The organism is Symbiopectobacterium sp. (assembly GCF_051710365.1).
GTDB lineage: Bacteria > Pseudomonadota > Gammaproteobacteria > Enterobacterales > Enterobacteriaceae > Symbiopectobacterium.
The window spans coordinates 1-18,060 of record NZ_JBPETA010000052.1 but is presented as its reverse complement, the minus strand read 5'-3'; the positions used below and the strand labels follow the sequence as shown (position 1 = coordinate 18,060).

At 55.3% G+C, this 18,060-nt stretch carries 15 protein-coding genes and 6 pseudogenes; 3 read left to right on the top strand and 18 right to left on the bottom strand.

The window, feature by feature from the left end:
* Positions 1 to 119, bottom strand: a pseudogene (locus ACTBDZ_RS07230) (IS5/IS1182 family transposase); the annotation flags it as partial.
* Between the two features lie 64 nt (positions 120 to 183).
* Between ACTBDZ_RS07230 and ACTBDZ_RS07225 the strand changes: the two are divergent.
* Together ACTBDZ_RS07225 and ACTBDZ_RS07220 are read left to right on the top strand one after the other, a co-directional pair.
* Positions 184 to 1,433, top strand: a pseudogene (locus tag ACTBDZ_RS07225) (MFS transporter); the annotation flags it as partial.
* A gap of 444 nt (positions 1,434 to 1,877) precedes the next feature.
* Positions 1,878 to 2,435, top strand: coding sequence for a hypothetical protein (locus tag ACTBDZ_RS07220; protein ID WP_438814816.1), 558 nt, complete (start codon positions 1,878 to 1,880; stop codon positions 2,433 to 2,435).
* Positions 2,436 to 2,507: 72 nt separating this feature from the next.
* Here the strand turns inward: ACTBDZ_RS07220 and ACTBDZ_RS07215 are convergent, their stop codons facing one another.
* Both ACTBDZ_RS07215 and ACTBDZ_RS07210 read right to left on the bottom strand, forming a co-directional pair.
* Positions 2,508 to 2,777 carry a hypothetical protein gene (locus ACTBDZ_RS07215; RefSeq protein ID WP_438814815.1) on the bottom strand — a complete coding sequence of 90 codons (270 nt, stop codon included), beginning with the start codon at positions 2,775 to 2,777 and terminating at the stop codon, positions 2,508 to 2,510.
* Positions 2,777 to 3,862, bottom strand: a complete 1,086-nt coding sequence (locus ACTBDZ_RS07210) for an alkene reductase (RefSeq protein WP_438814814.1) — start codon at positions 3,860 to 3,862, stop codon at positions 2,777 to 2,779. The genes ACTBDZ_RS07215 and ACTBDZ_RS07210 overlap by 1 nt, the downstream gene beginning before the upstream one ends.
* A 548-nt stretch (positions 3,863 to 4,410) precedes the next feature.
* Here ACTBDZ_RS07210 and ypdK point away from each other — a divergent pair.
* Positions 4,411 to 4,482: a membrane protein YpdK gene (ypdK, locus tag ACTBDZ_RS07205; protein ID WP_195314225.1), complete on the top strand. Its 72-nt coding sequence runs from the start codon at positions 4,411 to 4,413 to the stop codon at positions 4,480 to 4,482.
* A 173-nt stretch (positions 4,483 to 4,655) separates the two neighbouring features.
* Here ypdK and ACTBDZ_RS07200 read toward each other — a convergent pair.
* The 15 genes and pseudogenes from ACTBDZ_RS07200 to ACTBDZ_RS07130 form a co-directional block, all read right to left on the bottom strand.
* Positions 4,656 to 5,453, bottom strand: a pseudogene (locus ACTBDZ_RS07200) (prepilin peptidase).
* 127 nt (positions 5,454 to 5,580) lie between these two features.
* Positions 5,581 to 6,228: a type II secretion system protein N gene (locus ACTBDZ_RS07195; RefSeq protein ID WP_438814813.1), complete on the bottom strand. Its 648-nt coding sequence runs from the start codon at positions 6,226 to 6,228 to the stop codon at positions 5,581 to 5,583.
* On the bottom strand, positions 6,225 to 6,728 hold the full coding sequence (gene gspM, locus ACTBDZ_RS07190; RefSeq protein WP_438814812.1) for a type II secretion system protein GspM: 504 nt from the start codon (positions 6,726 to 6,728) through the stop codon (positions 6,225 to 6,227). The genes ACTBDZ_RS07195 and gspM overlap by 4 nt, the downstream gene beginning before the upstream one ends.
* Positions 6,725 to 8,044: a type II secretion system protein GspL gene (gene gspL, locus ACTBDZ_RS07185; protein WP_438814811.1), complete on the bottom strand. Its 1,320-nt coding sequence runs from the start codon at positions 8,042 to 8,044 to the stop codon at positions 6,725 to 6,727. The genes gspM and gspL overlap by 4 nt, the downstream gene beginning before the upstream one ends.
* 11 nt (positions 8,045 to 8,055) lie before the next feature.
* Positions 8,056 to 9,045, bottom strand: a complete 990-nt coding sequence (gspK, locus tag ACTBDZ_RS07180) for a type II secretion system minor pseudopilin GspK (protein WP_438814810.1) — start codon at positions 9,043 to 9,045, stop codon at positions 8,056 to 8,058.
* Positions 9,042 to 9,591: pseudogene (gene gspJ / locus ACTBDZ_RS07175) on the bottom strand (type II secretion system minor pseudopilin GspJ). Before gspJ ends, gspK begins: the two are co-directional and overlap by 4 nt.
* Before the next feature lie 74 nt (positions 9,592 to 9,665).
* Entirely contained in the window at positions 9,666 to 10,031 is a 366-nt protein-coding gene (gene gspI, locus ACTBDZ_RS07170; RefSeq protein WP_438814809.1) for a type II secretion system minor pseudopilin GspI, read from the bottom strand.
* An 80-nt stretch (positions 10,032 to 10,111) separates the two neighbouring features.
* Positions 10,112 to 10,627 carry a type II secretion system minor pseudopilin GspH gene (gene gspH, locus ACTBDZ_RS07165; protein ID WP_438814808.1) on the bottom strand — a complete coding sequence of 172 codons (516 nt, stop codon included), beginning with the start codon at positions 10,625 to 10,627 and terminating at the stop codon, positions 10,112 to 10,114.
* Between the two features lie 25 nt (positions 10,628 to 10,652).
* On the bottom strand, positions 10,653 to 11,117 hold the full coding sequence (gene gspG, locus ACTBDZ_RS07160; protein WP_438814807.1) for a type II secretion system major pseudopilin GspG: 465 nt from the start codon (positions 11,115 to 11,117) through the stop codon (positions 10,653 to 10,655).
* Positions 11,118 to 11,158: 41 nt separating this feature from the next.
* A pseudogene (gene gspF / locus ACTBDZ_RS07155) lies at positions 11,159 to 12,387 on the bottom strand (type II secretion system inner membrane protein GspF).
* A 1-nt stretch (position 12,388) separates the two neighbouring features.
* Positions 12,389 to 13,885 (bottom strand): type II secretion system ATPase GspE, encoded by a 1,497-nt coding sequence (gene gspE / locus ACTBDZ_RS07150; protein WP_438814806.1) that lies wholly within the window; start codon positions 13,883 to 13,885, stop codon positions 12,389 to 12,391.
* A pseudogene (gspD, locus tag ACTBDZ_RS07145) lies at positions 13,882 to 15,788 on the bottom strand (type II secretion system secretin GspD). Before gspD ends, gspE begins: the two are co-directional and overlap by 4 nt.
* 83 nt (positions 15,789 to 15,871) lie before the next feature.
* A complete protein-coding gene (gene gspC, locus ACTBDZ_RS07140; RefSeq protein WP_438814805.1) occupies positions 15,872 to 16,201 on the bottom strand; it encodes a type II secretion system protein GspC in 330 nt (109 codons plus the stop codon).
* 17 nt (positions 16,202 to 16,218) lie between these two features.
* Complete coding sequence (gene gspC / locus ACTBDZ_RS07135) at positions 16,219 to 16,779, bottom strand: type II secretion system protein GspC (RefSeq protein WP_438814804.1); 561 nt, start codon at positions 16,777 to 16,779, stop codon at positions 16,219 to 16,221.
* Between the two features lie 60 nt (positions 16,780 to 16,839).
* Positions 16,840 to 18,060: glycoside hydrolase family 28 protein (locus ACTBDZ_RS07130; RefSeq protein WP_438814803.1), on the bottom strand; the 1,221-nt coding region annotated here is incomplete at its 5' end.

Genomic DNA, 18,060 nt, shown 5'->3' with positions numbered 1-18,060 from the left:
CGCCGGGATGAGGGGTAATATGGAAGCACTATATCTGCAATATCAGCCCATGGAACCAGCACATTCATGTGGTCGAGAAAGCGGGATTTACGGGAGGAATAGTGGGAAATTGCTGGCATCGTAAAAATATCATGATAAATAAAGCGTCATACTCTCATAAGTCACGATTAAATCGCACCTTCCTTAACGCTGGCGGCACTGATCCCTGCCAGCGGTTGGGTTGCAGAGCGTTTTGGTGCCAGAACCGTTTTCAGTGTGGCATTGGGGATATTTACCTTTTCATCGTTGCTATGCGGCCTGGCAGAATCCGCAACGCAGTTTGTGCTGTTACGCGTGGTGCAAGGCATTGGCGGTGCCATATGGTGCCAGTGGGTCGCCTGGTGGTATTAAGAACCACGCCAAAAGACCAGTTGATTAAGGCGATAGCTACGCTCACCTAGCCCGCGCTGGTGGTACCGATCATTGGGCCGCCATTGGGAGGGTTCATCACCTCCTATGCCAGCTGGCACTGGATTTTTTTCCTCAACGTGCCGTTAGGGATTATCGCTATCATTATCGCTCTGTGTTTAATGCCAAATCAGAAACCGAAAGAGAAGCTGCCGTTTGATAGCCAGGGCTTTATCTCTACCGGGATCACCATGCTGTGCCTGGTTTCCGGGTTGGAAATGCTCAGTCAACAGCAGAGTCACCCGACATATGCCTTTGCCGTCATCGCTGCCGGTATGCTCGCCCTGTTTTGGGCGATAAAACACCTGCGCACCGCGTCTACCCCGCTGATTCGCCTTGACGCATTGAGCGTTCCCACATTCCGCATCACCATGCGCGGAGGATTTGTTTTACGCGCGACTATCAGTTCCGTTCCCTTCCTGCTGCCACTGATGTTTCAGGTGGGATTTGGTATGGATGCCTTTCATTCTGGTGCGTTGGTGCTGGCGGTTTTTGCCGGTAACCTGGCGATGAAACCTGCGACAACGCCGCTTATCCGCTATTTTGGCTTTAAAAAATTGCTGATCGGTAACGGTATTCTTTGCGTATTGTCGTTGTTAGGCTGCGCACTGTTAAGCCCCGATATACCGCAAATGGTGACATTGGTGGTACTATTTTTAGGCGGTCTGTTTTGCTCCATGCAATTCACTGGGATCAGTTCATTGGCCTTCGCTGATGTTCCCGCACAAGAGATGAGCTCGGCCAATACGCTTTTCAGCACCTCATTGCAGTTGGCTAATGGCCTCGGTATCACGCTCGGTGCGCTGTGTATTCGCTCGGGTGCCTGGCTCAGCGAGACGTTTGTGCTGCCCGCCATACCGGGAGTCAGTTTTCGCATCGGGTTTGCCCTGATTGCCCTGATTGCGCTGATTACCGCGCTGGCACTCTGGGATATCATCAAGTTAAGTGCGGATGCGGGCAACAATGTTTCCCGCAAACCCAAATGATCAATCTACCGGTCGGAATTGGTTTTCCCCTATCGCGCAGGCTTTTTTCGCATTGACGGTTCTGGCCAATTCGCGTTGGCCAACTATCAAAAAACGCGCCACACCCACAGTTATCGTACGGAATAACGGAAATCATCTATTATTCATTTTAAGTATTAAAAAAGCTCTTTTTTTGGCCGATAGTGTCTTCAAGGGTTTGTGTTCTGTGCACATACAGATAAGCTCGATGCATTAGCGGGCAATGGCTAAAGCATCTACAACCAGCGATTGCTGGGCCAGACGTCGCGTTCTTCAGAACCCAACGCGTTGAGATTGCACATTAATATGTTAACTTGCTGTTTTTTAAGTAATATTTTACTGACATTTTTACCTTTTTCGCTTTATTTCAAAGTGACGTGTTAGCATTAAATACTTCCAGTAATGAATATATAAAGGAGTTATATTGTGGTTATTCCAGATATTCAGACTCAAAATCTACATGGCGCCACTTTTCAACCGAATGTCTCTGCCGTTGATGTGATTAAATCACCCAATGCGGTAGCGGCAGTCAATACTGAGAGTAAAACCGGATCTTCATCTACTGGCTCAGATCCTTCCGATACGTTCTCTCCGGCCAACAGCACTAAGGTGACCCTCTCTTCTGACAAGGCGCGCGCTTCCCGAGGCGATGCTGCTGAGAAAAAGCAGGCCGAGCAGCAACAAGATGATGACGAGGCCGCTGCGGGCAATGAATATTCATTGACCATGACAGGCATTCCTCTGTTCGGCGGTAAATTGGTCTCCGTGATTAAATATCCTGATGGACAATCAGAGATGTTTGATTCCCTGACGGGAAAACGCATTTCACAACAATACTTTGCTCTGATCGGTGTATTAAATGGTGTCGATCCTGATCAGGTGCTGAATTTTGAGAGTAATGAATCCTACAGCGGGCTCACAGCGGCTGAAGTCTATCAGCGTATTCAAGAGTTGCTCGGCAAGGAAAATGGAAGCGACGAGTAATGTCGATGACGGCTCAGTGCCCGCGCTGATATCTGCTTTATCCGCGCGGGCTGCCGTATAACGTGATGCGGTTTACTCCTCTGCGTGACAGCAGGGGCATATATGCACCTCAGCGGCGCTAATTGCGGTAACGCCCGCACAATCCCACTCGACGCGCACGGGCTGCCCTTCAGGAAGTGAATGGTGCAGATACTTGCTGACAGCGTCCTCTGTCATTCCCGTTATTTCTTCCGTTGCCAACAGCGTATCCCCAACATAGACCCGCGCCACTGCATGAGCTGGTTTTCTTTCATTACCTTGTAACTGATACAGATGATTCACCGTTAATTTGATACTCGCCATCACGCACCTTCCAGGGGACTGGCGGTATCGTCATTCAGACTGGGGTAATCGGTGTAACCCGTTCGATCGCTGGTATAGATAGTTTGTGCGTTCAAGGCATTGAGCGGCGCACCGAGGCACAAGCGTTGCACCAGATCGGGGTTAGCGATATACCAACGCCCAAACGACACAGCATCTGCGCCCCCTTCATCCAGCAGCGCCTGTGCCGATGCTATCGTCAAACCATCATTGGCAATATAAGCTCCGGTAAAATGCTTACGCACCAACGGGCCATAAAGCGTACTGCCCGAAATATCTTCACGGCCAAAGATAAAGGCCAAACGACGTGCATCCAGCTGTTGGGCCACATAGGTAAACAGAGCCGCCGGATCGGAATCTTTCATGGAGTGCGTATTGGACATCAGGTTCAGGTGCACGCCAACCCGACCAGCAGGCCAGACGGTGAGCACCGCATCCACCGCCTCTAACAGAAAACGTGCCCGGTTTTCAATACTGCCACCGTAGCGGTCCGTTCGCTGGTTTGAACCATCGTGCAGAAACTGATCGAGCAGGTAACCATTGGCCGCGTGTATTTCCACACCATCAAAACCGGCGCGCTTGGCATTGGCTGCAGCCTGACGGAAGTCCTCAACAATAGCCGGGATCTCATTGGTTTCCAGCGCACGTGGCACTTCATAGTTCTTGTCGGGGCGAACCGTAGCAACGTGGCCTTCAGGCGCAATCGCACTGGGGGCAACCGGCAGTTTCCCATCAAGGTAGACAGGGTCGGAAATGCGCCCGACGTGCCACAGTTGCAGGACAATCTTTCCACCGGCGGCGTGCACACCGGCAGTGACGCGCGCCCAACCGGCAATCTGTTCATCAGACCAGATACCCGGCGTATTCGGATAGCCTACGCCCTGCGGTGAGATAGAGGTAGCTTCGCTGATAATCACTCCTGCGTTGGCGCGCTGTACATAGTACTCCAGCATCAGCGGCCCAGGCGTTCTTTCGTTAAAGGCTTTCATGAGCGTCAACGGAGCCATCACAATGCGGTTAGGCAGCGTCAGTTCGCCGATAGCGACGGGCTCGAATAGATTCTGCATAGCATTTTCCTTTCTCAGAAACCGGCCTCAAGGCTGGTTCAGGCAACCTTAATGTGTCTGGTGTTTTATCATGGCACTCACGTTTGCTTCGCAACAAATAGTGCGAGACATATCACATTATAGGGTTAAAACGTCCATTTGGAGCGGGTATTATCCGCAACGATGATGAGAAACATCGGGGGGTAAGATGAGTGAATGATAAAGCGTAATTTCAAATACTTTTTTTGGCTAGATATCCTTTCTCGCGTTTTCCTGTCAACAGCGCGATTATTGGTAGCATTAATCGCCATCGCATGCCTTTTTTTCGCTCAAAGACGCTCTCGAACAGGCTGCTTTTTAATGCTATTTATTGCATTTTCCTCCTTCACCCTATTGATATTCAACCCCCACCAGGCGTAGATTTAGCGCCGATTCCATCATAACGGGCATGCCCTGTTTATGACAGACGGAAAGCCCTCGCTCTGCGTCGGTTCGCAGGGGTAAATGCTTTCCAAAAAGACGCACAATCGGAATCGTTGCAGGCGTATGTTTGCTGGAGATGACAATCAGTGAAGTATTTTTTTATGGGTATCTCATTCATGCTGATGGTGTGGGCGGGTACTTTTATGCTGATGATTTAGTGACAGGTCATCGCGAGTTCGATACCAAACAGCATAAAATAAATAAAATCGAATAAAAGAAATGAATAAGGGCTGAGTGAAGAATCACTCAGCCCATTTTGTTGGCGACGTTAATGAAAAAGTCAGAAGGAGAAACCGGGAACAAAAAGCAGAATACCGCCGCTTATCGCCAGCTAGGAACCAAATGCCAGCGGCTGATCGAAATCGGCCCCCGTGCCGCCATCGCCACAGACAGGTCATTACTAAACTGCCCAATGCCGCTAACAGCACCAATTGCGGTAGCGCTTGCCATCCGAGCCAGGCACCGAGCGCCGCCAACAGTTTGAAATCGCCCGCCCCCAACGCATCTTTGCCCGTCAGAGTTTTAAACAACCAGTAGACCACCCACAGGGCAAGATATCCGGCCATGGCACCAATGACAGCACACTCTCTAATGGCACAAAGGCGTCGCTGAGATTGATGAACAATCCGAGCCATAACAGCGGCTGCGTCAACGCATCCGGCAGCAGCAAGGTCTCGGCATCAATCGCCGCCAGAGCAATGAGAAAGGCAAGCAGAGCCAATGCCCCCAGCAACGAGATTCCCGGCGGCCACAGGCTGCCAGCCGCCACAAACAGGATCCCGGTTGCCGCTTCCACCAGCGGATAGCTCCAGGCGATAGGCTGATTACAGCAGTGACTGCGCCCGCGCAGTACCAGCCAACCGAGTACCGGCACATTATAACGCAGCGCAATCGGCTGATGGCAGTTTGGGCAGTGGGAACGCGGCCACCACAGATCGTAGCGAGTCTGTGCGAGTTGTACGTCGCCCTCAACGTTCAAAGCGGCTTCATCACGCCACTGCATTTCCAGCATGACAGGCAGGCGATGAATCACCACATTCAGAAAGCTACCAATGACCAGCCCCAACACCAAAAGCGCGCTGCACCAGAGCAGAGGATACGCTTCCGAAAACGCTACCAGTTGTTCCACGCCGTGCCTCGCATATCATCATCCTCGTAATGGTTGGCATCGCCTTTACGCGCTATCGTTTCACAGGCAGCAAGGAGCAACAACCGGTAAAACATGCCCAAATGCAAGCTTGTGCACTCGCACGCAGTTAAAGCGCCAAACTCCCCTTGCCGGTAATTTGCACATGGTGCGATTGCTGGCGCAGCGCCATTTCCAACCGACCCTCATGGCAATTGAGCTGTACCTGCGGCTGAGCCAGAGCAACCGTGCCAAGCGGCGTGCCTAATGCGGCATCCTGCCAGTTCAACGTTGCCGACAGCGATTGGCATCCTCGCGGATCGACAACGGCGTGTTGCAACCGCAATTGCACGTTCCCTTGCGCGCTGACGGGGACAATGAGTGGCAGCTTATTCACCACGTAAGCGGCGGGAACAGACACCTGCCACTGAAAAAGTTGCGCCTGCTGCCAGCCTCGAATCACGCCTTTTCCGCGCGGTCCATCGGGGCTATCGAAAGCCACCGCCAGCGCGGGCATCAGGTCAGAGAAGGTGACATCACAGCTCACCGCGCCCACATCACTACCGCGCCAGCGAACTGCGTCAATCTGCCCGTGCCAGACCGTGCCGTTAACACCATTAACCGCCAGATCCGACGGTAGCCACCGCGTCAGCAAGCGAGCGGGGGCATCCAGCGCCAGGAAAAACAGATAGACCAGCATGAACACGAGCGCTCCCAGCGCTTTCATTTTGAAAGCTCGCCCCGTGGTCGAATCGGTATTGAGAGCGCTAGCTTTCATTGGCACGCTCCATCACCAGTGCTGATATCCACCCTGCCGGGCGCACCGTCCACGGCATTCACATCGAGCTGTTGCACGTTAACACCCACCTGTTCCATCTCCCCCAGCCACTGCATCAGCAAAGTGAAATCACTGCGCTCCAGCGTCACGGCGACCTGATTCCCTTGCGGTTGTAGTCGTGTCGCTTTCAAGCCGTAGCGGCTACTGCTTTGCGAAATCAGCACAGGCAAGCTGGCATGACGCGATTCTGCTGCCAGGGATGTCGAGGGTGCAGCGGCCTGTGCAATACGCGGAGCTTGCTGACGCAGCCAGGCGACCGTTTGTTGCTCCCTGACCAGCGTACGCTGCCACTGCTCGCTGCGTTGCTGCCAAGGTTGCCACAGCAGGAAATAGCAGGCGGCCAGCAACAGCGCACTGCCCGCCAGCATCAGCAACCGACGCTCACGCGGTGTAATGCTGAGCCAATAGTGGTGCCACTGCGTCATGACGGCGTTTCTCATGGTTGCCCCTTTAACGTCATCAGTGCTTCAACGCGTGTGCCATTCTGGCGAATTTCACCGTGTTGGATCTGGTAATAGGTTTCAGCCTGTTGCTGGAACTGCTCCAGCTCGGGATAGGCAGGCGCGCTGTAAGCCAGACGAATTTCCTGCCGATTACCGTCATAGGCCAGCGTGGTGAGGCGTATGTCCTGATTTTCTCCCAGCAACGCCTGTAAGCGATTCATTGATTGCAGCAGGCGCGGCGTATCGCGCTCACCGCCTGACTGCTGTAAATGCTGTTGCATCTGTACCCGAGGATTCACGACCTGTGTTTCTGCCGGGAATATCTGCCGATATACACGCACGCTTTCTTGCTGCCAGTAGGCCGCTTGTTGATACAGTTGGTAATGCTGCCAGACAGCATCCGCCAGCAATAACAGCAGATAGCAACCAGCCAGCGCCGCCACCCCGCGCCAGGCATTCCACCCGTTGCGCCATGCTCTCGCCGGTGCGAACTCCCCCTGGTCCAGCCCTAACAGGGACAACTTCTGAGCCTGTGCCGCCAATTGCAGCAGCGACGTGGTGGGTTGAGACGCCCAGATACCGGCGGACGGTGCCGGATGGCTGTAGCTGTCACCGTGCAGAACCGGCATCTCTTGGTCGGCGTCATTCCCTGCAGCATCGGGTTCATCATCGGGATGAGCCTGGGGCAATGCTGCCAGCAACGCCGCATGCCAGCTCTGCTCCGCCGCCATGCCATCGCCGGTTGTGTGACGAAACAGCCACAGATCGCGGTGACAGAGCGCGCTGAGCCCCGTGACGGGCAGGGGCAGCGCCATTACATCGGGCAGAATGATGTCAGGTTTGATGGCCAATGCGCCGCAGAGCGCCATCCAATGCGCCATCTTGCTCTTTGCGACGACAGCAACCGTTGCGCGGTCGCCGTCCCATGCCAGTACGGCACAGTGTACGGTTTCCACATCAACGGCCAGCCGTTCCTCCAGCATAAACGGCAGCGCCTGCTGTAGCTGACGGCGAGCCTGCCGGGCAATAGTCAGCGAGTGAAACGTCACGGTAGTCGTCGGCACCAGTACGGTGGCTGAGTGAATGCCCGGATACCCCGCCAGCAGCTCGCGCAATTGCGCTACGCTGCCCTGCCCTTGCATTACAACGCGTCCCTCACGACCGTGCGCGATCAGCCATTTAACATCCGACTCATCCCCCTCCAGTCGCACGATCAGGCGCGGCTTGTCAGAAACCCGCACGCCTTCATTCGTCTGGCGTGAAGAAGCCAGCGCTCGGCCGGTCAATACACGTTGAAAATTAAACGTCTTCATACTGTTCCTGTTCATGGATTCACCGTGCGGTAACCGCCTGAGTACCGTCGTACCACGGACACTGTTTTTCCATCCCGATGCAGTAGACTGGTTTGATAGACATCACCACTCTCGCCCATGCGAACCCGCATATGGGCAAAAAACCAATCACTTCTCGCCACCAACACCCGCTGCGCGCTGCTTTTATTGATATTGGGAAAACCGTCTTGTGCTAAAAATGCAGCCCCGCTTTGCCATCCCGCCACAGGGCGTTGCTGCAACAGCGTTTTGGCCTGCTCTGCGTTTAGCGTGTTAAGAAACAGCGCGGAGAGCAGCTGTGCCTGATAGTCCCGCAACGTATTAATATTTATCTGCAACTTTTGTGTCGGCAGTGCACAGACAAACGGCAACAAGCGCTGGTAAAGCGCAGCATCCACCCCTTGCACCATGCGCAATTCACTGATATCTACCATCGACTGGTTGGCTGCACGGTAGGGATCGGGCAGTGCCATATAGGTTTCATCTTCAGCCCCATTCGCCATTGGCTGGCTATCTTCGTCAATCCAATCGCGCACTGCCGCCACAATGGTCACGGCCTGTGCCGGATCGACCCCTAGGTTGATCAGCAGCCAGCGAAATACCTGTGCGGGATACGGCGTGTTGACCGCCGTGCTGTCGTCACTGATGGTTTGATTAAGCGCATTCAAGTTGAAACACGCCAGCCTATCCTGCACATAGCCGAGGATCTCCCCGCCCTCAACCGGAAACTGGCGTCCGCGCTGCGCCCAGTTTTGCGACAGCGTCGTGCGTTCCGGTGTGGTCAGCGCATCACGCAAAATCACCTTGCCCACAAAGGCTTCCGCGCCAAGGGCATACCATTTAGCCTGCTGGTGTCCCAACTGACGGTCGGTGAGCATAAACACCTTGCCTTGTCGTTCAGCGATACTGGCGGCGACCGTCACCATCAGCGCCAGGATCAGCAATACCACCAACAAGGCGACACCACGCTGGCGCGACCTCATGTCTTCTCTCCCGGCGCGATAAGGAACATGCGTGACACTTCGCCGTAATCGCGCAGCGTTAAAATCACCTCAATCCCCTGTGGTAACTGCGCGGTGTTGCCCCACGATTTCTGCCAGCCGTTACTGCCGTAAAAACGTAAGCGAAAACCCTCTACCTGAGTCAATATCGCCTTCTGTTCCGGCTTTTCACCGGGAATAGGATCGACATAGCGGTAAAACAGCCGCTCCAGTTGGTTATCACGTAATCGATACGCCACGCCCTTGCGGTAAAATACCCAGCGGGTTAAGCCAGCTATTGCGCGTGAAACGCAGATAGTCGTCTTCACTTTTCATCTGCTTACTGCCGGTAAAGAAGAACGCGGCGCTGCCTCGACCATGGCGAGCAATGATGTGTGAAAGATCGTCCTCCACCTGACCAAACGCCCGCTGCAACTCCGATAGCCTCTGCGCTTTGCGCGCTGAAATTTCATCGTTACGCATCACGCCGTTCAGTATCTGGAATGCGCTAACGCTCAGCGCGGCAAAAATCCCGATAGCCAGCAGCATCTCCACCAGCGTAAAACCGCGCTGTATGTGCAACGGCCTTGCTGTTACACTGTCAAGGCGGGTTGTTCCGCCCTTCATTGTTTCACCACATAACTGCGCAGCACGGCATCAGCCGCACTGCTGTTTTTGTCACGTCGCACTTCAACATCCAGCGCGCGAAACTGCGCATCACCGGTTTCTACGCCTTGCCAACGCCAGAACCAGCGCTCACCGCCCTGCGAACTGACACCGCTTACCCAACGCGTTTCCGGCCAGCGTTTCTCCAGCTTCAACTGTACCTGCTGATTTTCTGCCACCCAGCCTGCGAAGGTTTTCAACTCCAGACGGTTCAGGGTGCTGACCTGATAGATAGCGGTCTTCATCACGGCCAGCCCCGCCAACGCAAACACCGTCAACGCCACCATCACCTCAAGCAGCGTCATACCGTGCTGCGGTTTCATAACCGCGTCCCCTGGATAGTTGTGCGTTTTTCTTGCACATCCTGCGAGGTCATGATGTTGCCGACGGCATCCACCTGCACCTAGGCGTTCTGCGTTTTCGGCTCGGCGTTGAATACCAGACGAAACGGCGTTACTTCGCCACCGGGCAGAATCAGGATGTCAGGCTCATCGTCACGCCCGTTCGAAACCTCTTCGTGGCCATTGCGTTTCAGCGCTTTTTTACTTTTGATATCTTGTAGTTCAAGGCGCAAGCGTGCGGGTAACGTCGCAGAGGGCGTAATGCTTTGTGGTCGCCAGGGCTGCCAGTGATAGCCCAGAAACTGATCGCTGTGTGAGCGTGACGTTTCACCACTGTCATTCTGCAACAGCTCGATAAACTGCCACCGGTTCTGATAAATACGCACACCAAGCACATGCTCGTTCAGTTGGCTCTCTTCCACGGCAAAATCGAGCTGCGCGCGAAAATAGGCCATCTGCCAGGCACTGTCACTCTGCCTGTCGGAAGGAAAGGCCATCATCACCAGGCTGGCAGCAATCCCTGCCAGCAGAGCAACCAACATCATCTCCAGTAGTGTGAACCCGCGTTGCTGTTCCATCCTGCCCTACCTTGCGTGACTCACGCTATTTGCCACCGATGTTCCAATTGCCGATATCATCTTCGGTGCCCGGCATGCCATCCGGCCCAAGAGAGAAGATATCCAGTTTGCCGTGCTTGCCCGGATTCTGTAGTTGATAATCTGCGCCCCACGGGTCTTGCGGCAAACGCCGGATATAGCCGTCCGGCTGGTAATTCTTCGGTTCAGGCTGGATCACCGGTTTTTTTACCAATGCGGTCAGCCCCTGCTCCGTCGAGGGATAGCGCTGGTTATCCAGGCGATACATATCCAATGCGCTTTCGAGCGCCACAATGTCACTCACCGCTTTCTGGCGATCGGCTTTGTCTTTGTTCCCCATCAGGCTGGGGACCACCATGCTCGCCAGCACCCCGAGGATCACAATCACCACCATGATCTCCAGCAGCGTAAAACCCTGCTGAGAAGGACGACGCCGCCTTAACTGACGGTAGATAGGGTTATGTTGTTGCATATTGTCTTCCTTATGACTTGCCCCCTTGAACAGGGATTACGTTACATGCTCATTATGGTATTCAGTTGCAGCAGCGGCTGAAGAATAGCCAGCACGATAAACAGCACTACGGCCGCCATCGTCACCACCAACAACGGTTCGAACAGCCCGAGCGCCATGGACATCTGCGCGTTGAACTCTCTGTCCTGATTATCCAACGCCCGTTCCAGCATGCTGTCCAGTTCGCCGCTGCGTTCACCGCTGGCGATCATGTGGCGCATCATCGGCGGAAACAGTGCCGTTTGTTCCAGCGCCTTGTGCAGGCTGACGCCCTCGCGCACCGCCTCCGTCGCTTGCGACAGGCGATGGCGCGCATAATCATTGCTCATCACATCGCCACTGATGCGCATCGCCTGCAACAGCGGAACCGCGCTGGCGTTAAGAATGCTGAGCGTACGCGCATAGCGCGCGGTATTGAGGCTACGCAGAATACGCCCAATCACCGGCACGCCGAGCTGGCGGCGGTGATACGCCAGGCGACGCGTTTCCTGCTTGAGCAGCGCGCGGGCGACAAAGGCACCGACTACCAGCGCAATGGCAATCCACGGCCCGGCACTGCGCACCATATCGCTCAGCCCCATCAGCACGCGGGTTGACAACGGCAGCACCTGTTTCATGTGAATAAACTGTTCGACCACCTTAGACACCACGACGGACAGCAAAATGCTGACCACGGCAATGGCAACCACCGTCAATACGCACGGGTAGATCAACGCCTGCTGAATGCGGCTGCGCATCTGCTGGCGCTGTTCGGTATAATCCGCCAGCCGGTTCAACACCGTATCCAGATGGCCCGAGGTTTCGCCTGCGGCGACCATCGCGCAGTGTAGAGGCGGGTAAAGCAGCCGGGAAACGCTTTCATCGCTTCCGCCAGTGAATGCCCTTCCATCACCTTGCTGCTCACGCCGCTCATCAAGTTGCTCAAGGCCGGCTTTTCACTCTGACGCGCCACCGCATCCAGCGCCTCCTCCAGCGGTAGCGCGGCTGCCACTAGCGTTGCCAACTGGCGCGTCAACAGCGCCAGATCCGCCGCGCTGATGCGCGTGGTGCGGCGCAGCGAAAAACGCGGTGTAGCGGATGCCCCCCCGCTGCCTTGCCCTTCGCTCAACGCCAATGGCGTCAGGCCTCGCTCGCGCAGTAGCTGTCGCGCATGGCGAGCCGAATCGGCCTCCTGACTGCCGCGACAGCGTTTTCCATGCGCGTCCAATGCCTGATAGTGAAACAGCGCCATCTCACTCCTCCTGCGTTACTCGAATAACCTCTTCCCAGGTGGTTAAACCGGCCAACACCTTGTTGATGCCGTCTTGGCGGATGGTGAGACGCTCCGGCCCCAGCAGGCGGGCAATCGCCAGTTCACCGTCGCCACGGTGGATGGCAGCGCGAACGTCGTCATTCACCAGTAAAAGTTCATGGATCCCGGTACGACCCCGGTAACCGGTAAAGTTGCACTGCGTGCACCCGACGGCCCGATAAACCGTGCTGAGTGGCGTAATGCCCATTTGCTGCGCCTGCACGGCATCAACCGGGTGCGCTTCACGACAGTCAGGACACAGGGTGCGCACCAGCCGTTGCGCCAGCACTGCCAGCAATGAGGTGGACAGCAGAAACGGCTCAATGCCCATATCTTGCAGACGCGACAACGCCCCCAGCGTGCTGTTGGTGTGCAAGGTGGAGAGCACCAAGTGGCCGGTGAGTGAGGCCTGCACCGCTATCTGCGCGGTTTCACCATCACGAATTTCACCGACCAGCACCACGTCCGGGTCCTGACGCAAAATAGCCCGCAGGCCGCGCGCAAAGGTCATGTCCACTTTGGTGTTGACCTGCGTCTGTCCGATGCCTTCCAGTTCATACTCGATAGGGTCTTCTACCGTCATGATGTTGCGCTCGGTGGCATTCAAGCGGCTCAGCGCCGCATACAGCGTGGTACTCTTACCGGAACCGGTCGGTCCGGTCACCAGAATGATGCCGTGTGGACGGTTGATCAGTGCATCAATGTGTTGCCGCAACGCTTGCGACATCCCCAGCGCAGCGAGATCGAGCTGGACGCTGTTCTTGTCAAGCAAGCGCAGCACCACTCGTTCGCCATGGCTGGAGGGCAAGGTGGAGACGCGCACATCAACGGCACGTCCGCCGATGCGCAACGCCATGCGGCCATCCTGTGGAATACGCTTTTCAGCAATATCCAGACGCGCCATGACCTTGATACGCGACACCAGCAGTGACGCCAGTTTGCGTTGCGGGCGCAAAATCTCGCGCAGCACGCCATCCACGCGAAAACGGATCAGCAGGTGCCGTTCGTAGGTTTCAATATGAACATCCGAGGCTTTGTTTTTGATGGCTTCGGTCAGCATGGCGTTGATCAGACGGATAATCGGCGCGTCATCGTCAGCGTCCAGCAGATCGTCGCTGTCCGGCAACTCTTCCACCAAGGTGTAGAAATCCATTTCGTTGCCAATATCTTCCATCAGACGCCGCGCTTCATCGGAATCGCGCTGATAGCAGACGATCAGTTGCCGATCGAACTCTTGCGCACTGACGCGCGCTACCGTGAAAGCATTGCCCGCCACGCGGCGCGCCTCCATCAGTGCGGTTGCCGTCGTCGCCGCATCACACATCAGGCTGTGCTGCTGCGTTGCGCTATCCTGCAATAGCAGGATGCGATGGGTGCGCGCGTAGGCAAAAGGCAAGAGCGGCCGCCATTCCGGCGTGCTGGCGTTAAGCTCGCTCATCGGCCCCCCGAGGGGTAGAGCGCAGTAATGGCGGTTTTCACCTGAAGGAATGTTTGTGTGTTACCGCTGCCCGGTAAGCGCAACTGTTTGTCATGCAACAGGTTATCTCGGTTGTCCCCTTCATGTTGCTGCCCGCGCTCTTCGCTGAATGAGCGGTATTTATCGCTGGAAGCCGTCTGGTACTGCTGGCGATCGCGGATGATGGTAGGTCGAATAAACAGCATCAGGTTACGCTTTGTGACCTGTTTGCTGTTGGAGCGGAACAGCGCACCAAGCACCGGAATATCGCCCAATACTGGCACGCGTGACGCGCTCTCGGTGGTGCTCTTATCCAGCATGCCCCCCACGACGACGGTCTCACCATTCCCGACCAACACCGCATTGCTCACAGTTCGGGTGTTAAAGGTCGCCCCCAATTCGGAACTGCTGCTGGAGGCGGAATCGGCCACGCTGGAGACCTCTTGCTCGATCTCCATCAGTACCGAGTCTCCCTCATTGATCTGCGGCTTGACCTTGAGTTTGATCCCGACCGTTTTACGTTCAACGGTTTGGAAGATATGGTCCCCGGAAGTGGTTTGCGATCCCGCCAGTACCGGCACTTCCTGGCCAACGTTAAAATTGGCTTCCATATTGTCCAGCGTGACGATGCTTGGCGTCGCCAGAATGTCATTTTTGCTGTCGCTGGAAATGGCCGTCAGCAGCATCGACCAGTTGCCCTGATAGAATCCAGCTGCCATGCCGTTAAAGCTGCCGAGTGCCGTACCTAGTGCGGTGGAGACGGTGCCATCTTTACGGTACTGATCCACGCCGGTCACTACGGTGGAAAGCGGCAATCCGGTGTTGGTGAACTGTGTCATCCCGGCGTGTTTATTGCCCCACTGAATGCCGAGATTAAGGCCATCGGCGTCCTGCACTTCGGCAATGATCGCCTCTACCAGCACCTGCGGACGGCGAATATCGAGGCGGTTTATCACCTGCTCCAGATCGCGCATCACATCCGGCGCGGCATTGACGATCAAGGCATTGGTTTGTTCATGTGCCTTGATTGAGATATCGCGGCGTAGCGCGGTGCCCGGCTGCGTCGTTTGCTGATCTTTTTGCAAGCTGTCGCTGACGCCGGTAAGCACTTCCACTAAATCGGCGACCTTGGCAAACCGGAGATAAATTACCTTGGTGTTACCCTGCGCCGCCTGCTGCCGGTCGAGCTGTTTGATCATGGCGATCACGCGCTCGCGCGATTTAGGTTCACCACGCACCAGCACCGCATTGGTGCGCTCATCGCCCCCGGCAGTGCGGTTTTTTCGTCAGATTTATTCAGCTCATTGACCAATTTGACCACTTCGGCAGAAGAGGCATAGGAGAGCGGCACCGTCACCACGTTGCGATCGCCGGTACGGTCGACGCGTTCAACGATCTCCATCAGGCGTTTCACTACCGCGGCGCGGCCGGTCATCAGCAGCACGTTAGACGGTTCGTAATGCACCACGCTGCCAGACCCTGCATTGTCATTAAGCTGGCGCAACAACGGCGCTAAATCACGCGCGGCAACGTTATTAACCGGCACGACACGCGTCACCACTTCATCACCGATACCCGGCTGGCTGTCCGTCGCGACCGGTATCGATGAGGTTTTGGCATCTTTGGCGGCAATCACCTTTAGCACGCTGTTATCCATCGGCACCACGGCAAAACCGTACACGTCCAGCACGCTGAGGAAGAACTGGTAATACTACTCTTCGTTCATCATGTCGTAGCTGCGCACCGTAATAGAACCCCGCACCGCAGGATCGATAATCACGGTTTTATTCAGATTCTTGCTGACGGTATTGATGAACTCCTGAATATCCGTCCCTTTAAAGCTGGCGGAAAATTCCGCTCCCCAGCACCAGGCAGAAACCATCATGAGAAGGCCCGCCCCCGCCAACTGCAAGCCAGTCATCCGCCGCCCTTTGCTAAAAACACGTTGCGCCACCTGTTCGTTTCCCGTTACGGCTCATCTCTGCCCGCGTGCTGTTCACTCTCATCGTCCGCCGCCCCATCCAGGGTCAGCGTAATATCCTGGCGCTGTCCGTCGCGCTCTATCGTCAACGTCAATTCGCTCAACTGCGGCAATTGCGCCATGGCTTGCTGCCCTTGCTCCGCATCACGCAAATCCATGCCGTTGAGCGCCACCGCCAGGTCGTTGTCATGCAACCCCAGGCGGTAGAACAGTTCAGTTTTTTTCCCCGGATTCAGGCGATAGCCCGCTAGCGCGTTATCTTTCATCTGAGGGACAATCGAGAGGTATTCCATCACCTTCATCGGCTCTGATTTCAACGTATTACGTACCGCGCTCAGTGCCGCCGTGGGGGCTTGGGCGCACTGCTACTGTTACTGCTGGTTGCGCCAACTTCATCGCGATACAGGTAGAGCGCTTCATAACGCCCCTGGTGTTCAAGTACGATACGATCGGCAGAGATGGTCACAATCCGGGCCTCGTAGCCGGGAACGGCGTCACCGACGCCACGGCTGAATTGCCGACCATCTTTGGCGATAATCACAATGGCGCGATCGGTCTGTCGGCTTGCCAGAATGCCGGTCACGGTCAGTTGCAGGGAAGACACGGGGATATCCCCAGCTAATACGCCTTCTGGCACAGGCTTGAGCGAAGTCGCACTGGGAGAGCGACCAAACAGCGTATACACGGTGGTTTGTGACGGCGTTGACGTGGCATGTGCAGGCGAGAGAGAGACGGCGTTCACCATCGGTTGCGCTGGCAACAACACGCGCCAGGTCCAGACAGCGAGCTGTTGGCAAATCAGTAACAACAACAACCCCATCATCCCGAGCCTGAGCCAAGAGGAAGGCAGGCGCGCGCCGATTGTCAGCAAATGTTGTACGCGTTGTTGTATCACCTGAGACATTCTCCTTTCCCCACGCCGGTGAAGGCGTGGGGATAGCGTTACACTACGGCGTTACTGCGTTGCGCCATCAAGCGTGATGGTTTGCGAGCCCATCGTGGTGATGGTTTGATCATTCACGCTGTCTTTTACCTTGACGTTAGAAACCCCTTCACCAAAGCTCCAGGCTTGTGCACCACTCAATACGTTCTCAAAGGTGACGTTTTTGAACTGGCTGTCATGCAGGAAGCCAATGGCCGTCGCTTTGACGTTGCGGAACTTCACATCTTCAAAATCGAAGTTCTTATGATACGCGTCGCGGCCTAGATCAAACCCATACGCGGTATCCATTGCTGCCTGAGTCATACCATCCACCGCGATACTGCTCTTCTTGTTAGAGCCATCGATAGTGATGTTGTACACGGTGATATCGCGGAACTGGGCCGGCTCTTTAGCAGGCAGGGTATCGTTGGTATCCGCGCTGTAAGCGATGGTGAAAATAAACGGCTCGTTGCCGCCAATGTCTTTCATCGCGTTATCACGGAACAGCACGTCACGTGCGCCACCACCGTAATACGGACGGCTCTTCATACGCAGACCGACGTCAGTCAGGTACATCACGTTGTTTTCAGCAACGATCTTCTCGATCCAGGCACCCGTATGACTTCCTGCAACCACCGCACCGTGACCTTCACGGAAGTAGTTGTTGAAGATCCAGGCACCGCTTTGGGCTTTCTGATTGTTTTCTTCCACGCCCGCACCATAACCTGCGGCGAAGTTGACGCTGTCATCCCCGGTATCGAATAAGTTGTTGAACAACATGACGTTTTGGCTATTACCGAACTCAATACCATCGGCGTTGTTACCGTCATAGGTTTTGTGTTGCAGTTCGTGCATCACCACATTTTCTGATTCCAGCGCCATCACACCGTGGTAGGCCGGGTTCAGAACGGTCAGGCCGCCTACGTAGAGGTTGCTCACCCCGCGCAGCGTCATCATGGAGGAACGGCGGTTTTTATAGGCATCTTCCTGTGTCAAATTATCAGGCGCAGCCATCGCCGCTGCGGTCTGGTTTTTTGCCAGAATACCGTCACTGCTAACTTTACTGGCGCTACTGGCACGAATTTGCGGCAGTTCATAGCCCAGCTCATCGGTGAAGCTTGCGGCAGCTTTGCTGGTACTCAGCCCTGCCACCCAGCCATTACCGTCAATACTGCCTTTACCCACGATACGGATATTTTTGAAGGTGCCGGCTTCAGTGTGCCCGTGATCATTATCTTCCAGCACGTTAAGCAG

Excerpts from the sequence above, each read along its gene's own strand:
- ACTBDZ_RS07215 (WP_438814815.1), bottom strand. The coding sequence starts at position 2,777 with ATGGCGAGTATCAAATTAACGGTGAATCATCTGTATCAGTTACAAGGT.
- ACTBDZ_RS07210 (WP_438814814.1), bottom strand. The coding sequence starts at position 3,862 with ATGCAGAATCTATTCGAGCCCGTCGCTATCGGCGAACTGACGCTGCCT.
- ACTBDZ_RS07195 (WP_438814813.1), bottom strand. The coding sequence starts at position 6,228 with ATGAAAGCTAGCGCTCTCAATACCGATTCGACCACGGGGCGAGCTTTC.
- gspM (WP_438814812.1), bottom strand. The coding sequence starts at position 6,728 with ATGAGAAACGCCGTCATGACGCAGTGGCACCACTATTGGCTCAGCATT.
- gspL (WP_438814811.1), bottom strand. The coding sequence starts at position 8,044 with ATGAAGACGTTTAATTTTCAACGTGTATTGACCGGCCGAGCGCTGGCT.
- gspK (WP_438814810.1), bottom strand. The coding sequence starts at position 9,045 with ATGAGGTCGCGCCAGCGTGGTGTCGCCTTGTTGGTGGTATTGCTGATC.
- gspI (WP_438814809.1), bottom strand. The coding sequence starts at position 10,031 with ATGAAACCGCAGCACGGTATGACGCTGCTTGAGGTGATGGTGGCGTTG.
- gspH (WP_438814808.1), bottom strand. The coding sequence starts at position 10,627 with ATGGAACAGCAACGCGGGTTCACACTACTGGAGATGATGTTGGTTGCT.
- gspG (WP_438814807.1), bottom strand. The coding sequence starts at position 11,117 with ATGCAACAACATAACCCTATCTACCGTCAGTTAAGGCGGCGTCGTCCT.
- gspE (WP_438814806.1), bottom strand. The coding sequence starts at position 13,885 with ATGAGCGAGCTTAACGCCAGCACGCCGGAATGGCGGCCGCTCTTGCCT.